The sequence below is a fragment of the Novosphingobium sp. 32-60-15 genome, assembly GCF_002280675.1.
Taxonomy (GTDB): Bacteria; Pseudomonadota; Alphaproteobacteria; order Sphingomonadales; family Sphingomonadaceae; genus Novosphingobium.
In genome coordinates, this window is the sequence record NZ_NCEN01000025.1 from 26219 (window position 1) to 46509 (window position 20291).

At 57.3% G+C, this 20291-nt stretch carries 19 protein-coding genes; 8 read left to right on the forward strand and 11 right to left on the reverse strand.

The window, feature by feature from the left end:
- Positions 1 to 29: 29 nt before the first annotated feature.
- Positions 30 to 1787, forward strand: coding sequence for a fatty acyl-AMP ligase (locus B7Y89_RS15445; protein WP_292939433.1), 1758 nt, complete (start codon positions 30 to 32; stop codon positions 1785 to 1787).
- Between the two features lie 207 nt (positions 1788 to 1994).
- On the opposite strand, the gene B7Y89_RS15450 is transcribed toward B7Y89_RS15445, so the two are convergent.
- From B7Y89_RS15450 to B7Y89_RS15460, 3 genes are all read right to left on the reverse strand, one after another.
- Complete coding sequence (locus B7Y89_RS15450) at positions 1995 to 2387, reverse strand: cytochrome c family protein (RefSeq protein WP_292939435.1); 393 nt, start codon at positions 2385 to 2387, stop codon at positions 1995 to 1997.
- Positions 2388 to 2594: 207 nt separating this feature from the next.
- On the reverse strand, positions 2595 to 4616 hold the full coding sequence (locus B7Y89_RS15455) for an acetyl/propionyl/methylcrotonyl-CoA carboxylase subunit alpha (protein ID WP_292939437.1): 2022 nt from the start codon (positions 4614 to 4616) through the stop codon (positions 2595 to 2597).
- On the reverse strand, positions 4616 to 4837 hold the full coding sequence (locus B7Y89_RS15460) for a hypothetical protein (protein WP_292939439.1): 222 nt from the start codon (positions 4835 to 4837) through the stop codon (positions 4616 to 4618). The genes B7Y89_RS15455 and B7Y89_RS15460 overlap by 1 nt, the downstream gene beginning before the upstream one ends.
- A gap of 203 nt (positions 4838 to 5040) precedes the next feature.
- Here B7Y89_RS15460 and B7Y89_RS15465 point away from each other — a divergent pair, with 203 nt between their 5' ends.
- Positions 5041 to 5376 carry a GIY-YIG nuclease family protein gene (locus tag B7Y89_RS15465; protein ID WP_292939440.1) on the forward strand — a complete coding sequence of 112 codons (336 nt, stop codon included), beginning with the start codon at positions 5041 to 5043 and terminating at the stop codon, positions 5374 to 5376.
- A 41-nt stretch (positions 5377 to 5417) separates the two neighbouring features.
- Here the strand turns inward: B7Y89_RS15465 and scpA are convergent, their stop codons facing one another.
- From scpA to B7Y89_RS15485, 4 genes are all read right to left on the reverse strand, one after another.
- Entirely contained in the window at positions 5418 to 7544 is a 2127-nt protein-coding gene (gene scpA / locus B7Y89_RS15470; RefSeq protein WP_292939442.1) for a methylmalonyl-CoA mutase, read from the reverse strand.
- 110 nt (positions 7545 to 7654) lie between these two features.
- The gene (gene mce, locus B7Y89_RS15475; RefSeq protein ID WP_292939443.1) at positions 7655 to 8095 is read right to left on the reverse strand and encodes a methylmalonyl-CoA epimerase; all 441 of its coding nucleotides are present in this window, start codon (positions 8093 to 8095) and stop codon (positions 7655 to 7657) included.
- Position 8096: 1 nt separating this feature from the next.
- Positions 8097 to 9275 (reverse strand): beta-ketothiolase BktB, encoded by a 1179-nt coding sequence (gene bktB / locus B7Y89_RS15480; protein WP_292939444.1) that lies wholly within the window; start codon positions 9273 to 9275, stop codon positions 8097 to 8099.
- Positions 9276 to 9301: 26 nt separating this feature from the next.
- The gene (locus B7Y89_RS15485) at positions 9302 to 10828 is read right to left on the reverse strand and encodes an acyl-CoA carboxylase subunit beta (protein WP_292939446.1); all 1527 of its coding nucleotides are present in this window, start codon (positions 10826 to 10828) and stop codon (positions 9302 to 9304) included.
- Positions 10829 to 10947: 119 nt separating this feature from the next.
- On the opposite strand from B7Y89_RS15485, the gene B7Y89_RS15490 reads away from it, so the two are divergent.
- The gene (locus B7Y89_RS15490; protein WP_292939448.1) at positions 10948 to 12357 is read left to right on the forward strand and encodes a helix-turn-helix transcriptional regulator; all 1410 of its coding nucleotides are present in this window, start codon (positions 10948 to 10950) and stop codon (positions 12355 to 12357) included.
- 205 nt (positions 12358 to 12562) lie between these two features.
- Here B7Y89_RS15490 and B7Y89_RS15495 read toward each other — a convergent pair whose 3' ends face one another.
- The 4 genes from B7Y89_RS15495 to B7Y89_RS15510 form a co-directional block, all read right to left on the reverse strand.
- Positions 12563 to 12943 (reverse strand): VOC family protein, encoded by a 381-nt coding sequence (locus B7Y89_RS15495; protein ID WP_292939450.1) that lies wholly within the window; start codon positions 12941 to 12943, stop codon positions 12563 to 12565.
- 83 nt (positions 12944 to 13026) lie between these two features.
- Positions 13027 to 14301: a dipeptidase gene (locus tag B7Y89_RS15500; protein WP_292939452.1), complete on the reverse strand. Its 1275-nt coding sequence runs from the start codon at positions 14299 to 14301 to the stop codon at positions 13027 to 13029.
- A 171-nt stretch (positions 14302 to 14472) separates the two neighbouring features.
- The gene (locus tag B7Y89_RS15505; protein WP_292939466.1) at positions 14473 to 14694 is read right to left on the reverse strand and encodes a tyrosine-type recombinase/integrase; all 222 of its coding nucleotides are present in this window, start codon (positions 14692 to 14694) and stop codon (positions 14473 to 14475) included.
- Positions 14695 to 15032: 338 nt separating this feature from the next.
- Complete coding sequence (locus B7Y89_RS15510; RefSeq protein WP_292939454.1) at positions 15033 to 15845, reverse strand: DUF5131 family protein; 813 nt, start codon at positions 15843 to 15845, stop codon at positions 15033 to 15035.
- A gap of 200 nt (positions 15846 to 16045) precedes the next feature.
- Here B7Y89_RS15510 and B7Y89_RS15515 point away from each other — a divergent pair, with 200 nt between their 5' ends.
- From B7Y89_RS15515 to B7Y89_RS15530, 5 genes are all read left to right on the forward strand, one after another.
- Entirely contained in the window at positions 16046 to 16753 is a 708-nt protein-coding gene (locus B7Y89_RS15515) for a hypothetical protein (RefSeq protein ID WP_292939456.1), read from the forward strand.
- Between the two features lie 156 nt (positions 16754 to 16909).
- Entirely contained in the window at positions 16910 to 17182 is a 273-nt protein-coding gene (locus B7Y89_RS15520; protein WP_292939457.1) for a hypothetical protein, read from the forward strand.
- Between the two features lie 613 nt (positions 17183 to 17795).
- The gene (locus B7Y89_RS15525; RefSeq protein ID WP_292939459.1) at positions 17796 to 19106 is read left to right on the forward strand and encodes a hypothetical protein; all 1311 of its coding nucleotides are present in this window, start codon (positions 17796 to 17798) and stop codon (positions 19104 to 19106) included.
- 4 nt (positions 19107 to 19110) lie between these two features.
- A complete protein-coding gene (locus B7Y89_RS18315) occupies positions 19111 to 19281 on the forward strand; it encodes an SGNH hydrolase domain-containing protein (RefSeq protein ID WP_366416328.1) in 171 nt (56 codons plus the stop codon).
- 322 nt (positions 19282 to 19603) lie between these two features.
- The coding region (locus B7Y89_RS15530; protein ID WP_292939461.1) for a methyl-accepting chemotaxis protein at positions 19604 to 20291 on the forward strand (688 nt) is incomplete at its 3' end.

Here is a 20291-nt window from a genome sequence, read left to right on the forward strand (position 1 = left end):
GACGATTGAAGAGCAGATCGGGGTATCGCATGACTGTTTTGAACGCTGTTGCTGATAAGGCGACTCTCGTTCCCACACCCAATATCGACGTGCAGCCACGTCGTTATGCGGACTTTGACACTTTCTGCGATGCGCTCGATTATGCCGCAAAAGGTGTGCTCGGCTTCAACTTCCACGATCCGCGCGGCACGCTTGCACAGCCTTACCCTTATTCGCAACTTCGCGCCGATGCGCTGGTTGCCGCGCAAAAATTGATCGCACTGGGCGTCGGCCCGGCTGATCGCGTGGCATTGGTCGCGGAAACCGGCCCCGATTTTGCCGCGCTGTTTTGTGGCGCAATGTATGCCGGTGCATGGCCCGTACCATTGCCCCTGCCCACCAGCTTTGGCGGCAAGGAAAACTATATCGATCAGTTGACCGTGCAACTCGGCAGCTCTGATCCCAAGATGCTGATCTATCCTGACGAGATCGCCGAAATGGCGGGCGCCGCAGCTGCGCGTCAGGGTTGCCCCGGCCTTTCGTGGAGCGATTTCCACGCAGGCAGTGCATCCGACACGGCACTGCCCGCGCCCGATCCAGATGCCATCAGCTATTTGCAATACTCCAGCGGTTCCACCCGTTTCCCGCATGGCGTTGCCGTCACGCACCGCGCCCTGATGGCCAATCTGGCGGGCCATTCCCACGGCATGAGCATCGCCGATCCTGATCGCGCCGTATCTTGGCTGCCGTGGTATCACGATATGGGCCTGGTTGGCTGCTTCCTGTCGCCAATCGCCAATGGCGTGTCGGTCGATTACATCAAAACCGAAGATTTCGCGCGTCGCCCGCTGGCATGGCTCGATATGATCAGCCGCAACACCGGCACCACGCTGTCGTATTCGCCCACCTTCGGTTATGACATTTGCGCCCGCCGCATCTCCAGCCAGACCAACGTGGCTGACCGTTTCGACCTTTCGCGCTGGCGCGTGGCAGGCAACGGGGCCGATATGATCCGCCCCGACGTGATGCAGAATTTCGTCAATGCCTTTGCCCCTGCAGGCTTCCGCGCTGATGCATTCCTGCCCAGCTACGGCCTTGCCGAAGCGACGCTTGGCGTCACCATCATGCCACCGGGCGAAGGCATCCGCGTCGAACTGGTCGCCGAAGAGCGCCTTTCAGGCACACCGCGCGATCTGTCACGCCCGGCCCGCTACCGCGCAATGGTCAATTGCGGCGTCCCGATCAAGGGCATGGAACTGGCCATTCGCGGCGAAAAGGGCAACGAACTGCCCCACCACCATATCGGTAAAGTGTGGTGCCGTGGCTCATCGGTGATGCACTCCTACTTCCGCGATCCGGAATCGACTGCCGAATGCATGGTCGATGGCTGGCTGGATACTGGCGACATGGGTTATGTCGATGAACAGGGCTACTTGTTCATTGTCGGACGCGCCAAGGACATGATCATCATCAACGGCAAGAACCACTGGCCACAGGATATCGAATGGGCCGTGGAACAACTGCCCGGCTTCCATCAGGGCGATATCGCGGCCTTCTCGGTCGAAACCGAAAATGGCGAAGAAGCCCCCGCCGTGCTGGTCCATTGCCGCGTCTCCGATCCTGTAGAGCGCGTAAAACTGCGCGACCAGATCCGCGACAAGGTGCGTTCGATCACCGGCATGAACTGCGTCGTCGAACTGGTCCCCCCGCGCACCCTGCCCCGCACCAGTTCAGGCAAACTCAGCCGCGCCAAGGCCAAGAAGCAATACCTCAGTGGCGAAATCGAGCCTTACGCACTGGCGGCGTGAGGCGGGAAAGCCGGCGGCCTCGAATACCTTTTATAGCGTGATAACTTTACACCGATCCAAAACAGATCCCGCTCGTGTCGAGCCCTTCGATACACTCAGGATAAACTTCGGCCTTTCAGGCCGAAGTTGAGACACCGCTCGCTCAAACAAAAAAGGGGCCAGGTGCCAATCCGGCCACCAGCCCCTTCTGCAACCTTCAAGCCCCGATCAGGGTGTCGGCTTCTTCATATAGGCAATGACCGCAGCGCGTTCATCGGGATTGGGCACGCCCGCAAACGCCATCGACGTACCGGGAACCAATGTTGACGGCTTGGTTAGCCACTTGTCCAGCGTGGCTTCATCCCACTTCAGATTGGCCTTCTTCATCGCGGCCGAATACTTGAAGTTTGGCGCGGCACCTGCCTTGCGGCCAACAACACCTGCCAAATTCGGGCCCATCTTTGCCGCAGCGCTGGGTGTAACCGCATGGCATGCAATGCAGCGCATGAACACTTTCTTGCCCAGTACCGGATCACCCTTGGGCGGAGCAGCCATTGCCGCACTTGCCAGAGCCGAAGCCGCAAGGCCCACCACAACCAAAGCACTCGTAAACTTTGCCATCGACCAACCCTGTCTGTTTCAAACTGCCCGATCCGGCCAGAACCGAACCGGCACCAATATCTGGCAAGTGCGCTTTATCGCGGCTGAACGACATTAGGCCATACCCGAAATGGGCATTATCCGAAAAAGGGTGGCGCGCCTTGGGTGATTACGCCGGATAATCAGACGTAAAGCGGGGCCAGACTTGTCATCCAACCCCGCGTTACCTCATTCCATTTCAAGGATGATCGCATCCACCGCAAGGCTGTCACCTGCCTTGGCATTAACCGCTTTCACCTTGCCCGATTTTTCCGCGCGCAAGATGTTTTCCATCTTCATCGCTTCCACCACGGCCAGCGGCTGCCCCGCCTCTACCGCATCGCCAACGCCCACGTTCAGCGTCACCAGCAGACCCGGCATCGGGCAGATCAGGAACTTTGAAAGGTCTGGCGGGATCTTTTCGATCATGTGCTGGGTATAAGGCGCAACGTGTGCAGGCAGCACTTGCACCTTGTGAATGCTCCCACGTGTCGTCAGCTTGAAGCCTGCACGCGTCGGCTCAACCTTCACTGACAACGGCTGGTCATCAATCTCGCAATGCACGATCCGGTCACCCGGTGTATATTCCAGCGCCAGATCAATGGCTTTGCCATCCACCGTCACTTCGTCTTCGTCCAGCGTCACGGCAAAAGTGCTGTCGCCAATCTTCACCGCCCATTCGTATGGCGGATCAAGCTCGTCACCCAGTTGCTGGTCCACGCGGCGCGCGCGGTCGGACCGGGCCGTGGCAAGGAACCCTGCCAGCGCCGCCAGTGTCTGCTTCAATTCGTCAGACGTTGCCGCGCCGTGGAAACCGTCCGGATATTCCTCGGCGATAAAGCCGGTGGTCAATTCGCCCGAACGGAAACGCGGATGCTGCATGATGGCGGAAACGAAATCGATGTTGTGGCCAAGGCCTTCGATCTCGAACGCATCAAGCGCCGCAATCTGCTTGTCCGCCGCTTCATCGCGAGTCTTCCCCCATGTGATCAACTTGGCGATCATCGGGTCATAGAACATCGACACTTCGCCGCCTTCATAGACGCCGTCATCCACGCGCACACCATCCAGCCCGCGCCGTCCGTTCTCCGCGCCGTCATCCTCCCAACCGGCAACCGGCGGGTTGTAGCGGATCAGGCGGCCGGTCGAAGGCAGGAAGCCGCGATAGGGATCTTCTGCATAGACGCGGTTCTCAATCGCCCAGCCGTCAATCTTGATGTCATCCTGCGTCATTGCCAGCTTCTCGCCATAGGCAACGCGGATCATCTGTTCGACCAGATCAACGCCGGTGATCGCTTCGGTAACCGGATGCTCCACCTGCAAACGCGTGTTCATTTCAAGGAAGTAGAAGCTCTCGCCCGTAGGATCAGCGCCCGAAACGATCAGTTCAACCGTGCCTGCCGAATAATAATCCACCGCCCGCGCCAGCGCGACGCACTGCTCGCCCATCGCCTTGCGCATCTTGGGCGTCACGAACGGCGATGGCGCTTCTTCCACCACCTTCTGGTGACGGCGCTGGATCGAGCATTCACGCTCGTTCAGGTACAGGATGTTGCCGTGCTTATCGCCAAGGATCTGGATTTCGATGTGGCGCGGGTTAAGGATGAACTTCTCGATGAACACGCGGTCATCGCCGAACGAATTCAGCCCCTCACGCTTCACCGCCTCAAAGCCTTCGCGCACGTCCTGCTCGGTATAGGCAAGGCGCATGCCCTTGCCGCCGCCGCCAGCCGAGGCTTTCATCATCACCGGATAACCGATTTCCGCCGATATACGCACCGCATGTTCGGTATCGTCTATCTCGCCGACAAAGCCCGGAACGACATTGACGCCCGCCTTCATCGCCAGCTTCTTGGATTCAATCTTGTCGCCCATCGCGGCAATCGCACCAACAGGCGGGCCGACAAAGGCGATACCTTCTGCGGCCAGCGCCTCGGCAAAGCTCGTGCGTTCTGAGAGGAAGCCGTAGCCCGGATGTACCGCATCAGCGCCGGTCTGCTTGCACGCCGCGATAATCTTGTCCGCAATCAAATAGCTTTGGGCAGCAGCCGAAGGCCCGATATGCACCGCTTCATCCGCCATCTGCACAAAGGGCGCACGCGCATCAGCGTCTGAATAGACAGCGACGGTGGCGATACCCATACGGCGCGCCGTCTTGATCACACGGCAAGCAATTTCGCCACGGTTGGCAATGAGGATTTTCTTGAACACTAGCGGCTCCAGCGTCGAATGATCAGAAACAAAAGCGCGATGTAGCCAACGACACTGGCAACAATCGGCACAGCGATTGGAATGAATGGTTCGGATGAACAGGTGGCTTCAGGCCCCATGCCACAAGCTCCAACAAGCACATCAATAATGATGAGAAACGACGCGCCCCACCAGCTTATGCTCGCTAAGATAACAAATAGGATTCTGCTGGGAAGACTCATCCAACTTCCCTTCTTCGCTCGTCACCCTGCACTCGTTTCAGGGTCCATCGTGCCCCGGCCACTGAAGGCGCGTGGGGAGAGATGGATGCTGAAACAAGTTCAGCATGACGAGGTTCTAGATTCGTGAGAGATGCTTCCGTATTCGCACCATCTCCGTCACCCTGAACTTGTTTCAGGGTCCATCCCTCCGCAAACACGGCGTTATGCGAGACGAGCGGCAGCCTTGCGTCTACATCCTTGCGAGCCAGCCGCGCGGCACGCTGTACATTGGCGTTACGTCCAACCTTATCGGCAGGCTGTGGCAACACCGCGAAGGGGCGATCCCCGGATTCACCAGCCAATACGGCGTCCACCGATTGGTCTACTTCGAGCTTTTTGACGAAATGGAACCTGCCATTGCGCGCGAAAAACAGCTCAAGCGTTGGCATCGGGCGTGGAAGATCAACCTGATCGAGGGGCCAAACCCCGACTGGCATGATCTTGCGATTGGATTGGGCTTCGCCCCCGTCGCTCCGCGTATTGGGAGAGATAGGCCCTGAAACAAGTTCAGGGTGACGGGGTTTGGTGGCGAACATGGCCCTTACGCATCCACCGGCGGCATATTGTGCCCCAGAAGCCGCAGCATATCCGCCGCCGCCTCCACCACGTTGGTGCCCGGGCCGTAAATGCCCTGCACACCTGCTTCGCGCAGGAAATCATAGTCTTGCGGCGGGATCACACCGCCCGCGACAACTTTGATGTCCGAGCGACCGGCCGCGCGCAGGTGGCCGATCAGTTCGGGGATAAGCGTCTTGTGCCCTGCAGCCAGCGACGATGCTCCCACTGCATCAACGTCGTTCTCGACGGCCAGCTTGGCAGCCTCTTCGGGCGTCTGGAACAACGGTCCGCTGGTCACATCAAAACCTATGTCGGAAAAGGCTGATGCGATCACATTTGCGCCGCGATCATGGCCGTCCTGGCCCATCTTGGCGACCAGCATGCGCGGTGTGCGACCAAGGCGGCGCGACACGGCTTCAACGCCATCAACCACCTGCTGATAGCGCGCATCGCCTGCATAGGCCGCGCCGTACACGCCCTTGACCGGCGTCGGGAACGTGCCATGGCGACCGAACACGACTTCCATCGCATCCGAAATCTCGCCCAGTGTTGCGCGGTGGCGCGCAGCCTCGACGGCCAGTTCGAGCAGGTTGCCACCGGTCTTCGCGCCTTCGGTCAGTGCATTCAGCGCAGCGCGGCACTTGGTCTCGTCGCGGTTCTCGCGCACCCATTTCAGACGGGCGATCTGCCCTTGGCGGACCTTGTCGTTATCGATGTCGAGCGTTTCGAGCAGGTCTTCGGTGGCGAGGCGGTACTTGTTGACGCCCACGATCACGTCTTCAGCGCGGTCCACGCGTGCCTGCCGTCCGGCTGCTGCTTCCTCGATCATCGCCTTGGGCCAGCCCGCCGCCACGGCCTTGGCCATGCCGCCTTCGCTTTCAACGCGCTCGATGATCTCCCACGCCTTGTCGACCAGTTCCTGCGTCAGGCTTTCGATGTAGTACGACCCGCCCAGCGGATCGACCACGTTGCACATGCCCGTCTCTTCCTGGATCACGATCTGCGTGTTGCGCGCGATGCGCGCGGAAAAGTCGGTTGGCAGCGCGATAGCTTCGTCCAGCGCGTTGGTGTGCAGCGATTGCGTTCCGCCCAGCATCGCGGCCATCGCCTCGATCGTGGTGCGGATCACGTTGTTGTAAGGGTCCTGCTCCTGCAAGCTGACGCCCGAGGTCTGGCAGTGCGTGCGCAGCATCTTCGAACGCTCGTCCTGCGCGCCCAGCTTTGTCATCACGCGGTGCCACAACACGCGCGCCGCGCGCAGCTTGGCCACTTCCATGAAGAAGTTCATGCCGATGGCAAAGAAGAACGACAGGCGGCCCGCAAACTTGTCGATATCAAGGCCGCTCGCCACGCCGTACTTCACATATTCCATGCCATCGGCGATGGTGAATGCCAGTTCCTGAACCTGCGTCGCGCCCGCTTCCTGCATGTGATAGCCGGAAATCGAGATCGAGTTGAACTTGGGCATCTCGCGGCTGGTGTAACCGAAGATGTCCGAGATGATCCGCATCGAGGGTTCAGGCGGATAGATATAGGTATTGCGGACCATGAACTCCTTGAGGATGTCGTTCTGGATGGTCCCGTCGAGCAACTTGCGATCAACGCCCTGCTCTTCGCCTGCCACGATGAAGAACGCCAGGATCGGGATCACCGCGCCGTTCATGGTCATCGACACCGACATCTGATCGAGCGGAATACCGTCGAACAGGATCTTCATGTCCTCGACGGAATCGATGGCCACTCCCGCCTTGCCAACATCGCCCACCACGCGCGGATGGTCGGAATCATAGCCGCGATGCGTCGCCAGATCGAAGGCCACCGACAGCCCCTTCTGGCCCGCTGCCAGATTGCGGCGATAGAACGCGTTCGATTCCTCGGCAGTCGAAAAGCCCGCATACTGGCGCACTGTCCACGGACGCCCGGCATACATCGAAGCGCGCACGCCCCGCGTGAACGGCGCAAAACCGGGCAGGCCGGGATCGACGGTCACGTCTTCCGCTGTATAGAGCGGCTTGACCGTGATGCCTTCCGGCGTCTGCCAGTTCAAATCCTTGCCTTTGACTTCCTTTGCCGCAGCCGCTTGCCAGTCTGCCAGTGTCTTGTCGGTCATCGTTCTATCCTTAAATCGTCACCCCGGACTTGATCCAGGGTCCCGCTTTTTCGTCCACCGCCGCCAGAGAATAGCGGGACCCCGGGTCAAGCCCGGGGTGACGGAGCATTTCAATGATGCCCGCCTGCAGGCACTTCCATGATTTCCGTCAGTTGCCCGCCCATGTCCTTGGGGTGGACAAAGAAAATCAGCGTCCCGTGTGCACCAATCCGTGGCTCGCCCAGCACGCGCTTGCCTTGGGCTTCGAACCACGCCTTGGCCGCATGGATATCAGGCACTTCATAGCAAAGGTGGTGCTGCCCGCCCAAAGGATTGGCCGCAATCCACTTGCCCACCGCACTATCGGGGCTGGTCGGCTCGATCAGTTCGATCTGCGTTCCGGCAGTGCCGTTTTCACCCGGCGTGTTGACAAAGCACACGCGTACTTGCTGGCTTTCCAGCACGAACGGTTCGGTAATATCGCTCGCGCCCATCACGTCCCTGTAGAACGAGATGGAAGCGTCAATATCAGGCGTTGCGACGCCGACGTGGTTCAAACGGCCCAACTTCATGTCAGACCCTTTCAACGACCATGGCAATGCCTTGACCGCCGCCGATGCACATTGTGATCAAGCCATACTTGCCGCCGGTGCGTTGCAGTTCATAAATCGTCTTGATCGTCAGAATTGCGCCGGTGCCACCGATGGGATGTCCCAGCGAAATGCCCGAACCGTTGGGGTTCGTCTTGACCGGATCAAAACCCAGTTCCTTGGCAACGCCACAAGCCTGCGCGGCAAATGCCTCGTTCGCTTCGATCACGTCCATCTGGTCAAGCGTCAGGCCTGCGCGCTCAAGCGCGATTGGCACGGCCTTCACCGGTCCCAACCCCATCAATTCCGGCTCCAACCCGGCGTGGCCCCAGCCAAGGATCTTTGCCATCGGCTTCAGGCCGAGTTCGGCAACCGCCGCGCCACTGGCCAACACGACAGCGCCTGCACCATCGTTCAGGCCGGAAGCGTTGCCCGCAGTGACCGTGCCGTCCTTCTTGAAGACCGGCTTGAGCGCTGACATCGCTTCAAGATTGGAATCGGCGCGAACGTGCTCGTCCGTGTCGAACACAACCGTGCCCTTGCGCGTCTTGATTTCAACCGGAACAATCTGCTCCTTGAAGTAACCGTTGGCGATTGCGGCGGCGGCGCGGGTCTGGCTCAACACCGCCAGCGCATCCTGCTCCTCGCGCGAGATTGCGCAGCGCTCGGCCACGTTTTCTGCGGTGATACCCATGTGGAAGCCTTCGAACGGATCATGCAATGCACCCAGCATCGCATCTTCGAACACGAGGTTCCCCATCTTCACGCCGCTGCGCCCTGCGCTGGTCATGTGCGGAGCATTCGACATGGATTCCGCACCGGCACCAATGGCAATGTTGTATTCGCCCAATGCAATGCCCTGCGCAGCCGAAACAATTGCCTGCAGGCCCGAACCGCAAAGGCGGTTGACGTTCATTGCAGGCGCGCTGATCGGGATGCCCGCGTTTACCGCAGCAACGCGGCTGACATAAGCGTCCTTGGGCTGTGTCGCTACGACCGTACCGACGACCACGTTCTGGACCTTGTCCGCCGAAATACCGGCGCGCTCGATCGCGGCCTTCATCACAATAGTGCCAAGTTCGGCCGGTCGGAGCGAGGCAAGGCCACCACCAAACGAACCGATGGCCGTACGGGCACCCGAGACGATGTAGATGTCGTTCATATCAAACTTCCCAAATTTTCAGCGCGTCACAGTGGAATGTTGTCGTGCTTCTTCCACGGATTTTCGAGGCTCTTGTTCTTGAGTTTGCGCAGGCCCAGCGCCACGCGGCGGCGGGTGGAATGCGGGTGGATCACTTCGTCGACAAAGCCCTTGCTGGCCGCCACGAACGGGTTGGCAAAACGGTCTTCGTATTCTTTAGTCTTCTCGGCGATTTCTTCAGCAGAAAGTCCGCGGAAGATAATCTCGACCGCGCCCTTGGCACCCATCACCGCGATTTCGGCAGTGGGCCAAGCGTAATTAAGATCACCGCGAAGGTGCTTTGAAGCCATCACATCATACGCGCCACCATAGGCCTTGCGGGTAATGACGGTGATCTTGGGCACGGTTGCCTCGGCATAGGCAAACAACAGCTTGGCGCCGTGCTTGATGATGCCGTTGTGTTCCTGCGCAGTGCCCGGAAGGAAGCCCGGAACGTCGACGAAGGTCAAGATCGGGATATTGAACGCATCGCAGAACCGCACGAACCGCGCGGCCTTCTTGGATGAATTGATATCCAGCACGCCTGCCAGCACCATCGGCTGGTTGGCGACGATGCCTACAGTGCGACCTTCGATCCGGCCAAACCCGACAATGATGTTCCCGGCGTGCTTGGGCTGCACTTCAAAGAACTCACCCTCATCCACCGTCTTGGCGATCACTTCGTGCATATCGTAGGGCTGTGCCGCCGATGCCGGAACGATGGTGTCAAGGCTGTGCTCGGCACGGTCATAAGGATCGGACGTTGGCCGTTCAGGCACATCATGACGGTTCGACAGCGGCAGGTAATCGAAGAAATCGCGCGCCGCCAGCAGCGCCTCAATGTCGTTTTCCAGCGCCAGATCGGCCACCGAAGTCTTGGTCGTATGCGTAACCGCGCCGCCCAGTTCTTCCTGTGTCACAATCTCGTTCGTCACCGTCTTGACCACGTCGGGTCCGGTGACAAACATGTAAGAACTGTCCTTCACCATAAAGATGAAGTCGGTCATGGCAGGCGAATAGACAGCACCGCCGGCACAAGGCCCCATGATCAGCGAAAGCTGCGGCACCACGCCCGATGCCAGCACATTGCGCTGGAACACTTCGGCATAACCACCCAGTGAAGCCACGCCTTCCTGAATGCGCGCACCGCCAGAGTCATTAAGGCCGATGACCGGAGCGCCAACTTTCAGCGCCATGTCCATGACCTTGCAGATTTTCTGCGCATGACGTTCGGACAGCGATCCGCCAAACACGGTAAAGTCCTGGCTGAACACATAGACCAGACGGCCATTGATCGTGCCCGATCCGGTCACCACGCCATCGCCCGGAATGACCGTGTCCGGCATGCCGAAATCGACACAATTGTGCTCGACGTACATATCAACTTCTTCGAAGCTGCCTTCGTCCAGCAGAACCTTCAAACGCTCGCGCGCAGTCAGCTTCCCCTTGGCGTGCTGCGCATCAATGCGCTTTTGCCCGCCACCCATGCGCGCCGCCTGACGCCGCTTTTCCATTTCTGCAATATTGGCAGACATTCCTCAAAACCTCGCATGAATGGCTTCTTCGAAAGCGTCCGATGCGCCAGTCCGCTTGCCAAGTCCAATGTTATTCTGCAAACTTGCGAATATGAACTTTGCAAATCGGGCAGTCTGAAATGGTAAGACGGCGTCTCTTCGCGGGCCAACAGCTGCGCGCTTTGCGTACCGTCCGTAAGCTTCGGCAGGGCGAAATGGCCGCGTTGATGGGGATCAGTGCGTCCTATCTTTCACAACTTGAAAACGATGAACGCCCGTTGACTCCAACACTGACCGACCGGTTGCGCGCAAGCTTCCCGGTCGATTGGGAAGACCTGGCATCTGACCGCGTTGAGCCGGTGTTGAGCGCCTTGCGCGAAGCCGCCGCCGACCCGTTGATCGCGGGAAACCTGCCAAGCGAGTTGGTAGAACGCGTGGCCGAACAATATCCCGCCTTCGCACAAGCTTTCGCCCGCCTGCACGACCAGCATCGCCGGTCAATGCAGCGGCTCGAAATCATCGACGAGGCATTGGGCGCGGATAACATATCGGGCGGACGCCTGCCGTGGGAAGAGGTGCGCGACTGGTTCCACCACGCCAATAATTATGTCGACACAATTGACCGCGCGGCAGAACGCCTGGCCCTGCGCCTGTCGGGCACCGGGGTTTCACCGTCGCTGGTGCAAATGGCGGGCTGGCTTGAACAACACGGGGTAAGCGTCGAATACACCGCCGGCGGAGCGATGCGACAGTTTGATCCGCATGCCCGGCGGTTGACGCTTGATCCCAATCAACCGATTGAAAGCGGGCGCTTCCAGATGGCGTATCAACTGGCAGCGCTGGCCCTGCGCGATGAAATTGCCGGATTGGTGCAAGAGGCAACCTTGCAATCTCCCGCCGCACGCCAACTGCTGACGGTGGGCCTTGGCAATTATGCCGCAGGGGCGTTGCTCATGCCTTATGAATGGTATCGTGCCCGCGCACGCGAATTGCGCCATGATATTGATCAATTGCGCCAGACGTTCGGCACCAGTTTTGAACAGGCCTGCCACCGACTGTCCACTTTGCAGCGCCCCCAAGCGCGCGGAATTCCGATGTTCTTCTGCCGTGTGGACATGGCAGGAAATATCACCAAACGCCATTCGGCCACGCGGCTGCAATTTGCCCGATTTGGCGGTGCCTGCCCTTTATGGGTGGTGCACGAAGCCGTGGCGATCCCGGACCGCATCCACGTGCAGGCCGCAGAAATGCCCGATGGTGTGCGCTATGTGTCCATCGCCAAGGGACTGGTGAAGCCCAGCGGCAGTTATCACCGCCCGCCACGCCGCTATGCCGTGGCACTGGGGTGTGAAGCAGCATTGGCGGATGAATTCATCTATGCCGACGGGCTCAACCTTGGCCGCCCCGAAACAATCACGCGCATCGGCATTTCTTGCCGCATCTGCCCACGCAACAAATGCGACCAGCGCGCCTTTCCCCCCAGCGACCGCGCGATCGTGGTCGATCCCCACACCCGCGATCTCGTGCCATACGGCATCACAAACATATGAAGGGGGCAAACCGTAAGTAATTATGTCTTTTGCAAACACATTGAACTTCGTCCTTTTCGTTCGTCATTGCGAGGAGGCGAAGCCGACGACGCAATCCAGATCGGTAATAAAACAACTCTGGATTGCTTCGCCACGCTCCGCGCGGCTCGCAATGACGAAGCGATGTTTGCAATAGATACCGTAAGCCTTGCCCCCTTCGGGCTATTTATGCACCGGGGTTGGGTGCAAAGGCGCAAATCTTGTTGCCGTCCGGATCGCGCAAGTAGGCGCCGTACTGTTGGCCGGGGGCATTCACGCGGACGCCCGGAGCGCCTTCACATGTGCCGCCATTTGCAATACCGGCTGCGTGCCAGGCATCAACCACAGCGGAATTTTCAGCCTTGAAGCCGAGTGTGTGGCCGTTGGAAACGGTGTGCGGTTCGCCATTGGCAGGCTTGCCAACAACCAACGATCCGGCTTCTGACGGGAACGCCGTGCCAACCGGAAACGGAACCACGGTGTTATGGCCAAGCGTGGCCATTACCGCTGTGTAGAACCCGCGCGATTTATCGATATCGTTGGTGCCAAGGAATGTGTGCGTAAACATTTATACTCTCCGTCCAGGCCAGTTTGGGCCAGTGGTTCATCCATGGCCCAGCATTGTGAAGCACTCAAGTCTTGCCCTGCATCTTAAAACGATGTTTCATTTTCAAGCGCCGGATCATTTTTATGCGTATCGGCAAAGGCCTCGGCCGCCTTCATCACCCGCAACATGTTACGGCTGGATAGCTTTTCCAGATCAGCCTGACTCCACCCGCGCCGGGCAAGTTCGACGAACAGCGCGGGGTACGTCGATGCGTCCTCCAGTCCGGCAACCGTCGCATCAACGCCATCCAGATCGCCGCCAAGGCCAACGTGATCTGCACCAATCAACTTGGCGATGTGATCCAGATGATCGGCCACGTCCTTCACACTTCCCCGCGGCATCGGATTGGCTTTGCCCCAAGCAGCCAAGGCGGCATCACTTGCAGCCGGATCACCCCGATGCAACGCCTTGAACCGTACCAGTTCTGCCTCGCGTGCGGCTCCCCACACCCGCGCCGCTTCCACCACATAGGGCGGGTAGAAGTTTACCATCACGATCCCGCCATTCGCACTGATCCGTTTCAGTGTGGCATCCGAAATATTGCGCGCATGATTGTTGATCGCCCGCGCGTTTGAATGACTGACAATCACCGGCGGGCCATTTGTCGCCAGCGCATCGGCCATCGTCGCCTCGCTCACGTGGGCAAGGTCTACCAATATGCCCAGACGCTGCATCTCGCGCACCACTTTGACACCAAACGCCGTCAAACCGCCATGTGTTGGCGCATCCGTCCCGCTTTCTGCCCAGGCGGTATTCTTGAAATGGGTCAGCGTCATGTACCGCGCGCCAAGCGTATGCATCTGACGCAAAACGGAAAGTGATCCGCCAATCGAATGCCCGCCTTCCATCCCGATCAACGAAGCAATGCGCCCCGCCTTCTGCGCCGAAGCAACACATGCACTGTCCAAACACAGCTGTAAGTCATTGGGATATTTGGCAATCAACCGGCGCGTAACGTCTATCTGCTCCAACGTCGCCAGCACCGCCTGCGGCTCTGTCAAATTGGCCGAAACATAAACCGACCAGAACTGCGCCCCGACCTTCCCCGCCCGCATCCGCGTCAGATCGGTCATCATCGCCGCAACACCGGCCTTGGCATCGCCGGTGCCGCGTGTATCGCGAAAGTCAAAGTTTTCAAGAACATCCTTGCGTCGCTCGCGCAATTGTTCGGGCACATCATTGTGGCCATCAAACACCGGCGCGGCTTTCAGCGCCGCCTCAGCGACCGCCTCGGGACTGCGCGGGGGTGCCGCGCCCATCAACAGCGCGGCAAAGCCAAGAAGAGCAAGCGGCTTTGTCATCGAATATCCCCGGATCATGTCCACACCACCTTCGAACGAAATCACGCCGCACTCAAGCGTGCAAACAGGCATTGACGAACGCGAAAAATGCAGCAATAGCGCCACTTCCGCGAGAGCGGGCGCTTAGCTCAGTTGGTAGAGCATCTCGTTTACACGGTGATGTCCAGAGCTCCAAAAACCCAGAATTCTCTAAACTTTTGGTGCGTTGCTGTCAGGTACTTCGGGACTATTTCGGGACTCTCCAGCATCAAGTGCTTTTCGCGTGTCATCATCTAAAACATGAGCATAGCGCTGAGTAGTTGTCACGTTGCTGTGACCGAGTGCCGATTTGGCTAAAAGCAAAGATCCCGTGTTTCGAACAATCCTCGTCGCGCGTGTATGACGAAGGTCATGTAATCGGAACTGATCAATAAGCGCCGATCATGTCTGGGCCGTATCAGCTTGCTCACGTTCGAAGCCATGGTGACATATTGAGATAGATGACCGGCACGAAGCCAATACAAATCCAGCATGCCCTAGCCGTGATCCCACAGTGAGTGGAGGATTGAAACACATGCCATCCTCACTCCGCGGTCGGATACCTCACCGCGGCCAGCTTCGCGGAAGTGATTTTAGCAATGGGGCCAAGCATGCCTCGCCCCATTGCCATCAAGATACCAAAAACTATAACCACAAATTCTGCGGCTCTAATCAGAGTTGATTGTAGTTTTTTAGCAGGTCACCGCGGCTTGCGCGTCGTTATGAACGTGTCAGGCAGTCTGAAAGACTGCCAAGCGCTCTGGCGGACATCCTCGAACAGATCTGACAATGGAATTGCCAGTCTGCCAAACATCAAACCTTGGCCGGTCATAATGTAGACGACCATCGAGAAGGTTACTGCCATGTCCGACTTGCGCACCGGTCTGCTTAAAGTTGAACACCTTTCGCATTTCCCGGCTTTGTTCGCGCAAGTTACGCGCCCAGTTGAGATCCATGGGTCTCGCTCCCCGGCCGCTCTCACCTCCAACGATCACCCAATCCGGCGCGGTCATCGTATCGAGCTCGATTGGCCCAAGCAGCGGCTCAAAGCTGCCGAACGTGAACAGTGGCTTCAATGTTTTCGCGGCATCGCAGAGCTTTGATGCATCCCGATCATACTCGGCTTGGTTAGCCATGGTCGCGCCGAGAGCAACGTTACGCGGTAGGATCTCGACCATCTTGGTTACATTGCCGATCCGCTTGGTGAGCAAGAGCCATACCAGTTGCGGTGTTTGCTCGATCAATTCGAACAGGTCATCACGCCATGCTGGATCAACTTCGTTGTCGAACACATCGGCGAGGGAAGAGCAGAACACGAACGGCATGGTGCCGTCGATCATTGCCTGTTTGTTCCAAGCCTTCGGCTTGTTCCAGTTTGCAGCTGACGTGTGAGATCTCGGCTGTCCTGCTCCCCATTTTACCCTGCCGAAGCGCTGACCTTGTTGGACCTCAGCGTAGCAGTTATCGCACGCAGGACTGATCTTCGTGCAGCCTATCCTTGGGTTAAATGTGTGATCAGCCCATTCGATTTTGGTGTCTTGCATATCGTCACCTTTCTAACATCCGTTCGGTGATTCGAATCGGTGACTAGGCAATTTATGCATATTTTTTCTGCTGTCGCATGGCAAATTTCGTTCTCATTTTGATCACGCAAAAGCTTGGACTGACTTCCACAATTTCACCATAATATCAGATATATGCTTGAGGCATCTTTCAGCCTAATTGGAGTGATTGGTTTACGTTTATGGCAACATTCAGTGTCTATATCCCATGGTATCCCAAACCTAGAGGCAGATGCGTTGCCTACCTGAGAAAATCGGAGCGACCGCATACGAAGCTCGATTTTGCAGGCCAGCGCGAAGCGATTTCTGCATTGGTGTCCAAAAGTCGGGCTCGGCTGATCGACACAGTTGTCGAACTAGAGCCACTGATAAATGGACAACGCCCAGCTTTGGAGGTAGCTGTTGAACTTTGCAAAGCCCAGAACGCAACGCTAATCTTCGGCAGAATTAGTCGCATGCGCGGCTGCCATCGCTGGCTCCAATTCGTTCGCGATGAGCGAGTCAGATTCATTGGTGCTGACATACCAACGATCAATAGTTTGGGTTGGTGGGAAATTGGCCGTGACTTGCAGAGGGAGCAAGCCAACAGGAACCGCAAAATCAAGGAGGCGCTTGCAAAAACTAAAGCACTTGGTGTCAGCTTAGGTGGTAAGCGCGACAATGCCGAAGGTCTAAAACTGGGTCCCGCTGCAAGTACAATCTCGCGTAACTGGCGAGCAAGAAGCCGGGATTCCTACACAATGTCGAAGATCGAGCTGCTTCAACACCGCGGAATTACAACGCTCAGTGCCATTGCAACGCGGCTTAACCAAATGGGACATCCAGCTCCACGGGGTGGAACATGGAGCCCCTCACAAGTTCGTGCCGTAATCAAGAAGTTCGAGAGCTAAGCGCAGCAGTCCAAACTTGAAATGCTATACTTCATAACAAACGCAACATCAATATTCACCGAGTAAGCTTGGGATTGCATGCCGGACCATTTCCCACCCGCTTCCATCGAATGATCATGTCATAACACTCGCATCAACAACGAAGCGAGTAAAACCATGAAACTGTTCAAAATTTCTGACATCAATCTTGTCGAGCCGTACACGGTTCTGGCAGAAAGCCGTGACCGTGCGGCAGACTATTTCATTGCATGCTTGAACCGTGGCTTTGGCCACGTGCCTGAGATCGAATATGCTGTCACGCGATGGAACCCTCGGAACATTGAAACCTTGAAGGGGCTTGGTGAGATTGTTCAGCAAGACCAGAAAGGCTGGACCGTGGAGAACAACGGTCGCTGGGCATTCTACGATCCGTTCGCGATGCCGGGGTGAGCATGAGGTTTGGCGACTAGTTCCGAAGCAAGGAAGTCCTAGGTCGCCGAACCACCATGCATCCGGGTGCTGCCTATACGCCGAGATCGGAATCCGCAGACTTAACCGAGGGTGCGGCAGGGTTACGGAAGTAAGCAATCGAATTCAAAATGAGCTGGGAGGGCCGCATCAGCCAACCAAGCGGTAGCTCCCAGCGCAATCAAAAGTCGAAATCCATTGATAACCACATGGGTGCTCCGCCATGACTTGGGTTGGGACAAAGCCGCCAATCGCCACCACTACGGGGAACGACCGGTTACGCTGAAACCTGCGTTCGTCCAATGGTGGCCGCCACGACGAGAGAGGTTGACTGTTAGCGGAAGCCGAAATCAAAGACAGATTTTTTGGGATCGCATTTTATGTCACGTGTGGCGGTACTGGAAGCAGGCTTCCTTCGGTTTTTCATGATTTCAGTCCAGATAATTGTCTAATTATTTCAAGCTACATTGAAGGAGCTGGACGCTTGCGGCTGCTTTTCCGGTAAGGCAGAATGCAGAAGCGCGGCGTACGCATGAAATTGACGCCTTAGATTGACCGTTCAGCCAATCACCAGAGAATTCTGGAGACCACGAAAATGCAGAAGCCCCAATCGAAACGCAGTTTCTTCAGGCCCGTCGCGCTGCTGCTATGCTCATTGCCAACTGCTGCATCGGCGGTAACGCTGACTTCGTTAAAAGGTCAGAACCTGGAAAACATCTATGGAAGATACGCACCACGAGGCGATTGTTCGCGAGATGTGAAGCTAATGATCAATGAAAGTGGCTTCATTTTTCAAGCATTGGGGCGAACTGTAAAGAGCTCTCGGTTGGAATATGCTGTTAGTTATATGGGGCCGAGCTACGAAGGCATAAGCTCTGTTTTCTTCCCATTTCCGATCAACGATGACAATTTTGGCCCTGTAACGATGATAGTCAACGATGGCGAAAAAGCAGGCGTGATCCGCATTGACGTAGATCTTCCCCGTGGCCAGCGTTCCGACCCGCTTCATACAGCGCTTGCTGCCGCCTCTCCAATACTTCCCTGCAAAAGCGCGGCGCCGTCGTCCGCTGCAGTAGCGCCCAAGACCTTGGTGGCAACCAACCTGACAAGCGGGAAGCCAACGCCCGCAAATTGGACGAATTTGCCCACGCTGGTGGGCCGCTATCCCGGCAGCAGAGATCGAAACAATATTGACCTTATCGGCACCGGCCCAATTGCCGACGCGATACGCGCACGTCTGGGAACTAAAGTTCTTGCCCTTGGCAGGAGCCTTTCCCCTGTCTCTCCACTTCAACGCCAAGGCTCACTGTACTGGGTAACCGGAAATGCGCCTCATCAAGGTGGCGTCGAACAGGCTTATGTCTTACTCGATGCTTCGCGTCGATCGGTGCAAGTAGGCCTTTGGGAAAAAGGCAAGTTGACCGTTTATGCGCCAACAAGCGGACGACTCTCTATTCCGCAGGATATCGCAACGCTATTATCTGAAAGTCCTCCAGAAGACGCGGTACCGTTGCCCGGTACGCCATGGGAGTTGGTGCCTGTGCAGGGACGTCCGCCCATTGCTTATATCCAGGCAGCCGCATCGACGAACATCAAGTCCTTCAGTTTGTTCTGTGAGGGCAACAGGCCAATGATGGCGGTGCTTCTAAACAAGCCTGCGACTTCACCTCGGGTCACCGTTACCTGGAACTTTGCCGGAGGTTTGGTTGACTTGCCAACCGGTCGTGCGAATGCGCAGGGCACATTCTGGCAAGCCAACCTGACAGGCTCGCAATTGATTCCGATGTTGTTGCGGCAAACCGGATCAGCAATGCTGCGCATCAACGCTCGACTCGAAGGCGAGGCATTGCTGACCGGAGCCCCGACTGTGATCCGGTCAGCAATGAGAGCCTGCCTCAAGTTTTGAGGCGATTACCTGCAAGAGCTTTAAGTGGTTCTACCCCGCCCGCGCCATTTGCAAAGGCAAGCAATGCAAGACTTACGTAAGAGGCACGCCACTGTACTTTGACAGCCGCCATTTGAGCATTCCGGGCGCTGTCCGGTTGGAGCTTGCGCTGCGCGTAGCAATCATGCGTGGCTAAGCTGAGTGGGCATGCGAGATCCGAGCAACACCCCACAATACGGCAATCTCGGACAACTGCTTCGAACCAAAGGCTATTGATTCCCAACACATAGTCCGAAGCACTTCCGTGTTTAGTCAATTTCGCTAATCCATGGGGTAAGGCATCGCACCTACGCTGGCCTTAAGTCATTAGCCTGAGAAACATTCTAGACATGTTTCATAGGCCAAAGTTTGCATTGCTGTGCAGAGCTAGATTGTTGAGATTTGCCCGACGTAAATTGCACAAGCCCTGACACTTGCCGGTCTAATCCGACCAGATCGTTTGATGGTGTTTTTGCAATATGTTTACATGGTTCGAAACAATCGCGCCTATCCGCCAGAAATTTGGCTTCCTGCTCAAGACGCTAGTGTTTGCGGCATCTTTGAACTTCGTGGGGATAGGCCTCTCCAGGGCATTTCCCGAAGCGGGACTGGCGGTTTCATTAGGCTTTGCCACGCTGTCGTTCGCGCTGGTCATTACCATCATGACCATCGCCGCCGAACGCATTTGCACGCCCTATGTCAACACGGTGGTGCGAATGGAGGCATTGGCCGCTGGTGATACCCGCAGCCCGATCCAGTACACCCACCATACCGATTGCGTTGGCCGGATGACCAAGGCCATGACCAAATTCAGTGAAACCATTGAAAAGACGACAGACCTTGATACGCAGCAGCGCATCATCGCAAAGATGAACCACGCGCTTTCGCGTCTGGCCGAAAACGATCTGACCGCCGAAATTCGCGAGCCCTTCCCCGGCGATTACGAAGACATGCGGGTCAACTTCAATCGCGGCCTTGGCACAGTATCGGCCACCATGTCCAAAATCCGCGAACTGGCCGAACACGTCCTGCGCGGCAGTGATGAAATCAACGCAGCTTCGGCCGACTTGGCCCAGCGCAATGAGCGCCAGGCCGCCAATCTGCAGGTCGCCTCAAACGCGATGGGCGGCGTTACCGCAGCGCTGACCAATACGGCAGCGCAAGCGC

What these genes read in the sequence shown, in the direction of transcription:
- B7Y89_RS15445 (WP_292939433.1), top strand. Translation starts at nt 30, where the DNA reads ATGACTGTTTTGAACGCTGTTGCTGATAAGGCGACTCTCGTTCCCACA.
- B7Y89_RS15450 (WP_292939435.1), bottom strand. Translation starts at nt 2,387, where the DNA reads ATGGCAAAGTTTACGAGTGCTTTGGTTGTGGTGGGCCTTGCGGCTTCG.
- B7Y89_RS15460 (WP_292939439.1), bottom strand. Translation starts at nt 4,837, where the DNA reads ATGAGTCTTCCCAGCAGAATCCTATTTGTTATCTTAGCGAGCATAAGC.
- B7Y89_RS15465 (WP_292939440.1), top strand. Translation starts at nt 5,041, where the DNA reads ATGCGAGACGAGCGGCAGCCTTGCGTCTACATCCTTGCGAGCCAGCCG.
- scpA (WP_292939442.1), bottom strand. Translation starts at nt 7,544, where the DNA reads ATGACCGACAAGACACTGGCAGACTGGCAAGCGGCTGCGGCAAAGGAA.
- mce (WP_292939443.1), bottom strand. Translation starts at nt 8,095, where the DNA reads ATGAAGTTGGGCCGTTTGAACCACGTCGGCGTCGCAACGCCTGATATT.
- bktB (WP_292939444.1), bottom strand. Translation starts at nt 9,275, where the DNA reads ATGAACGACATCTACATCGTCTCGGGTGCCCGTACGGCCATCGGTTCG.
- B7Y89_RS15485 (WP_292939446.1), bottom strand. Translation starts at nt 10,828, where the DNA reads ATGTCTGCCAATATTGCAGAAATGGAAAAGCGGCGTCAGGCGGCGCGC.
- B7Y89_RS15490 (WP_292939448.1), top strand. Translation starts at nt 10,948, where the DNA reads ATGGTAAGACGGCGTCTCTTCGCGGGCCAACAGCTGCGCGCTTTGCGT.
- B7Y89_RS15495 (WP_292939450.1), bottom strand. Translation starts at nt 12,943, where the DNA reads ATGTTTACGCACACATTCCTTGGCACCAACGATATCGATAAATCGCGC.
- B7Y89_RS15500 (WP_292939452.1), bottom strand. Translation starts at nt 14,301, where the DNA reads ATGATCCGGGGATATTCGATGACAAAGCCGCTTGCTCTTCTTGGCTTT.
- B7Y89_RS15510 (WP_292939454.1), bottom strand. Translation starts at nt 15,845, where the DNA reads ATGCAAGACACCAAAATCGAATGGGCTGATCACACATTTAACCCAAGG.
- B7Y89_RS15515 (WP_292939456.1), top strand. Translation starts at nt 16,046, where the DNA reads ATGGCAACATTCAGTGTCTATATCCCATGGTATCCCAAACCTAGAGGC.
- B7Y89_RS15520 (WP_292939457.1), top strand. Translation starts at nt 16,910, where the DNA reads ATGAAACTGTTCAAAATTTCTGACATCAATCTTGTCGAGCCGTACACG.
- B7Y89_RS15525 (WP_292939459.1), top strand. Translation starts at nt 17,796, where the DNA reads ATGCAGAAGCCCCAATCGAAACGCAGTTTCTTCAGGCCCGTCGCGCTG.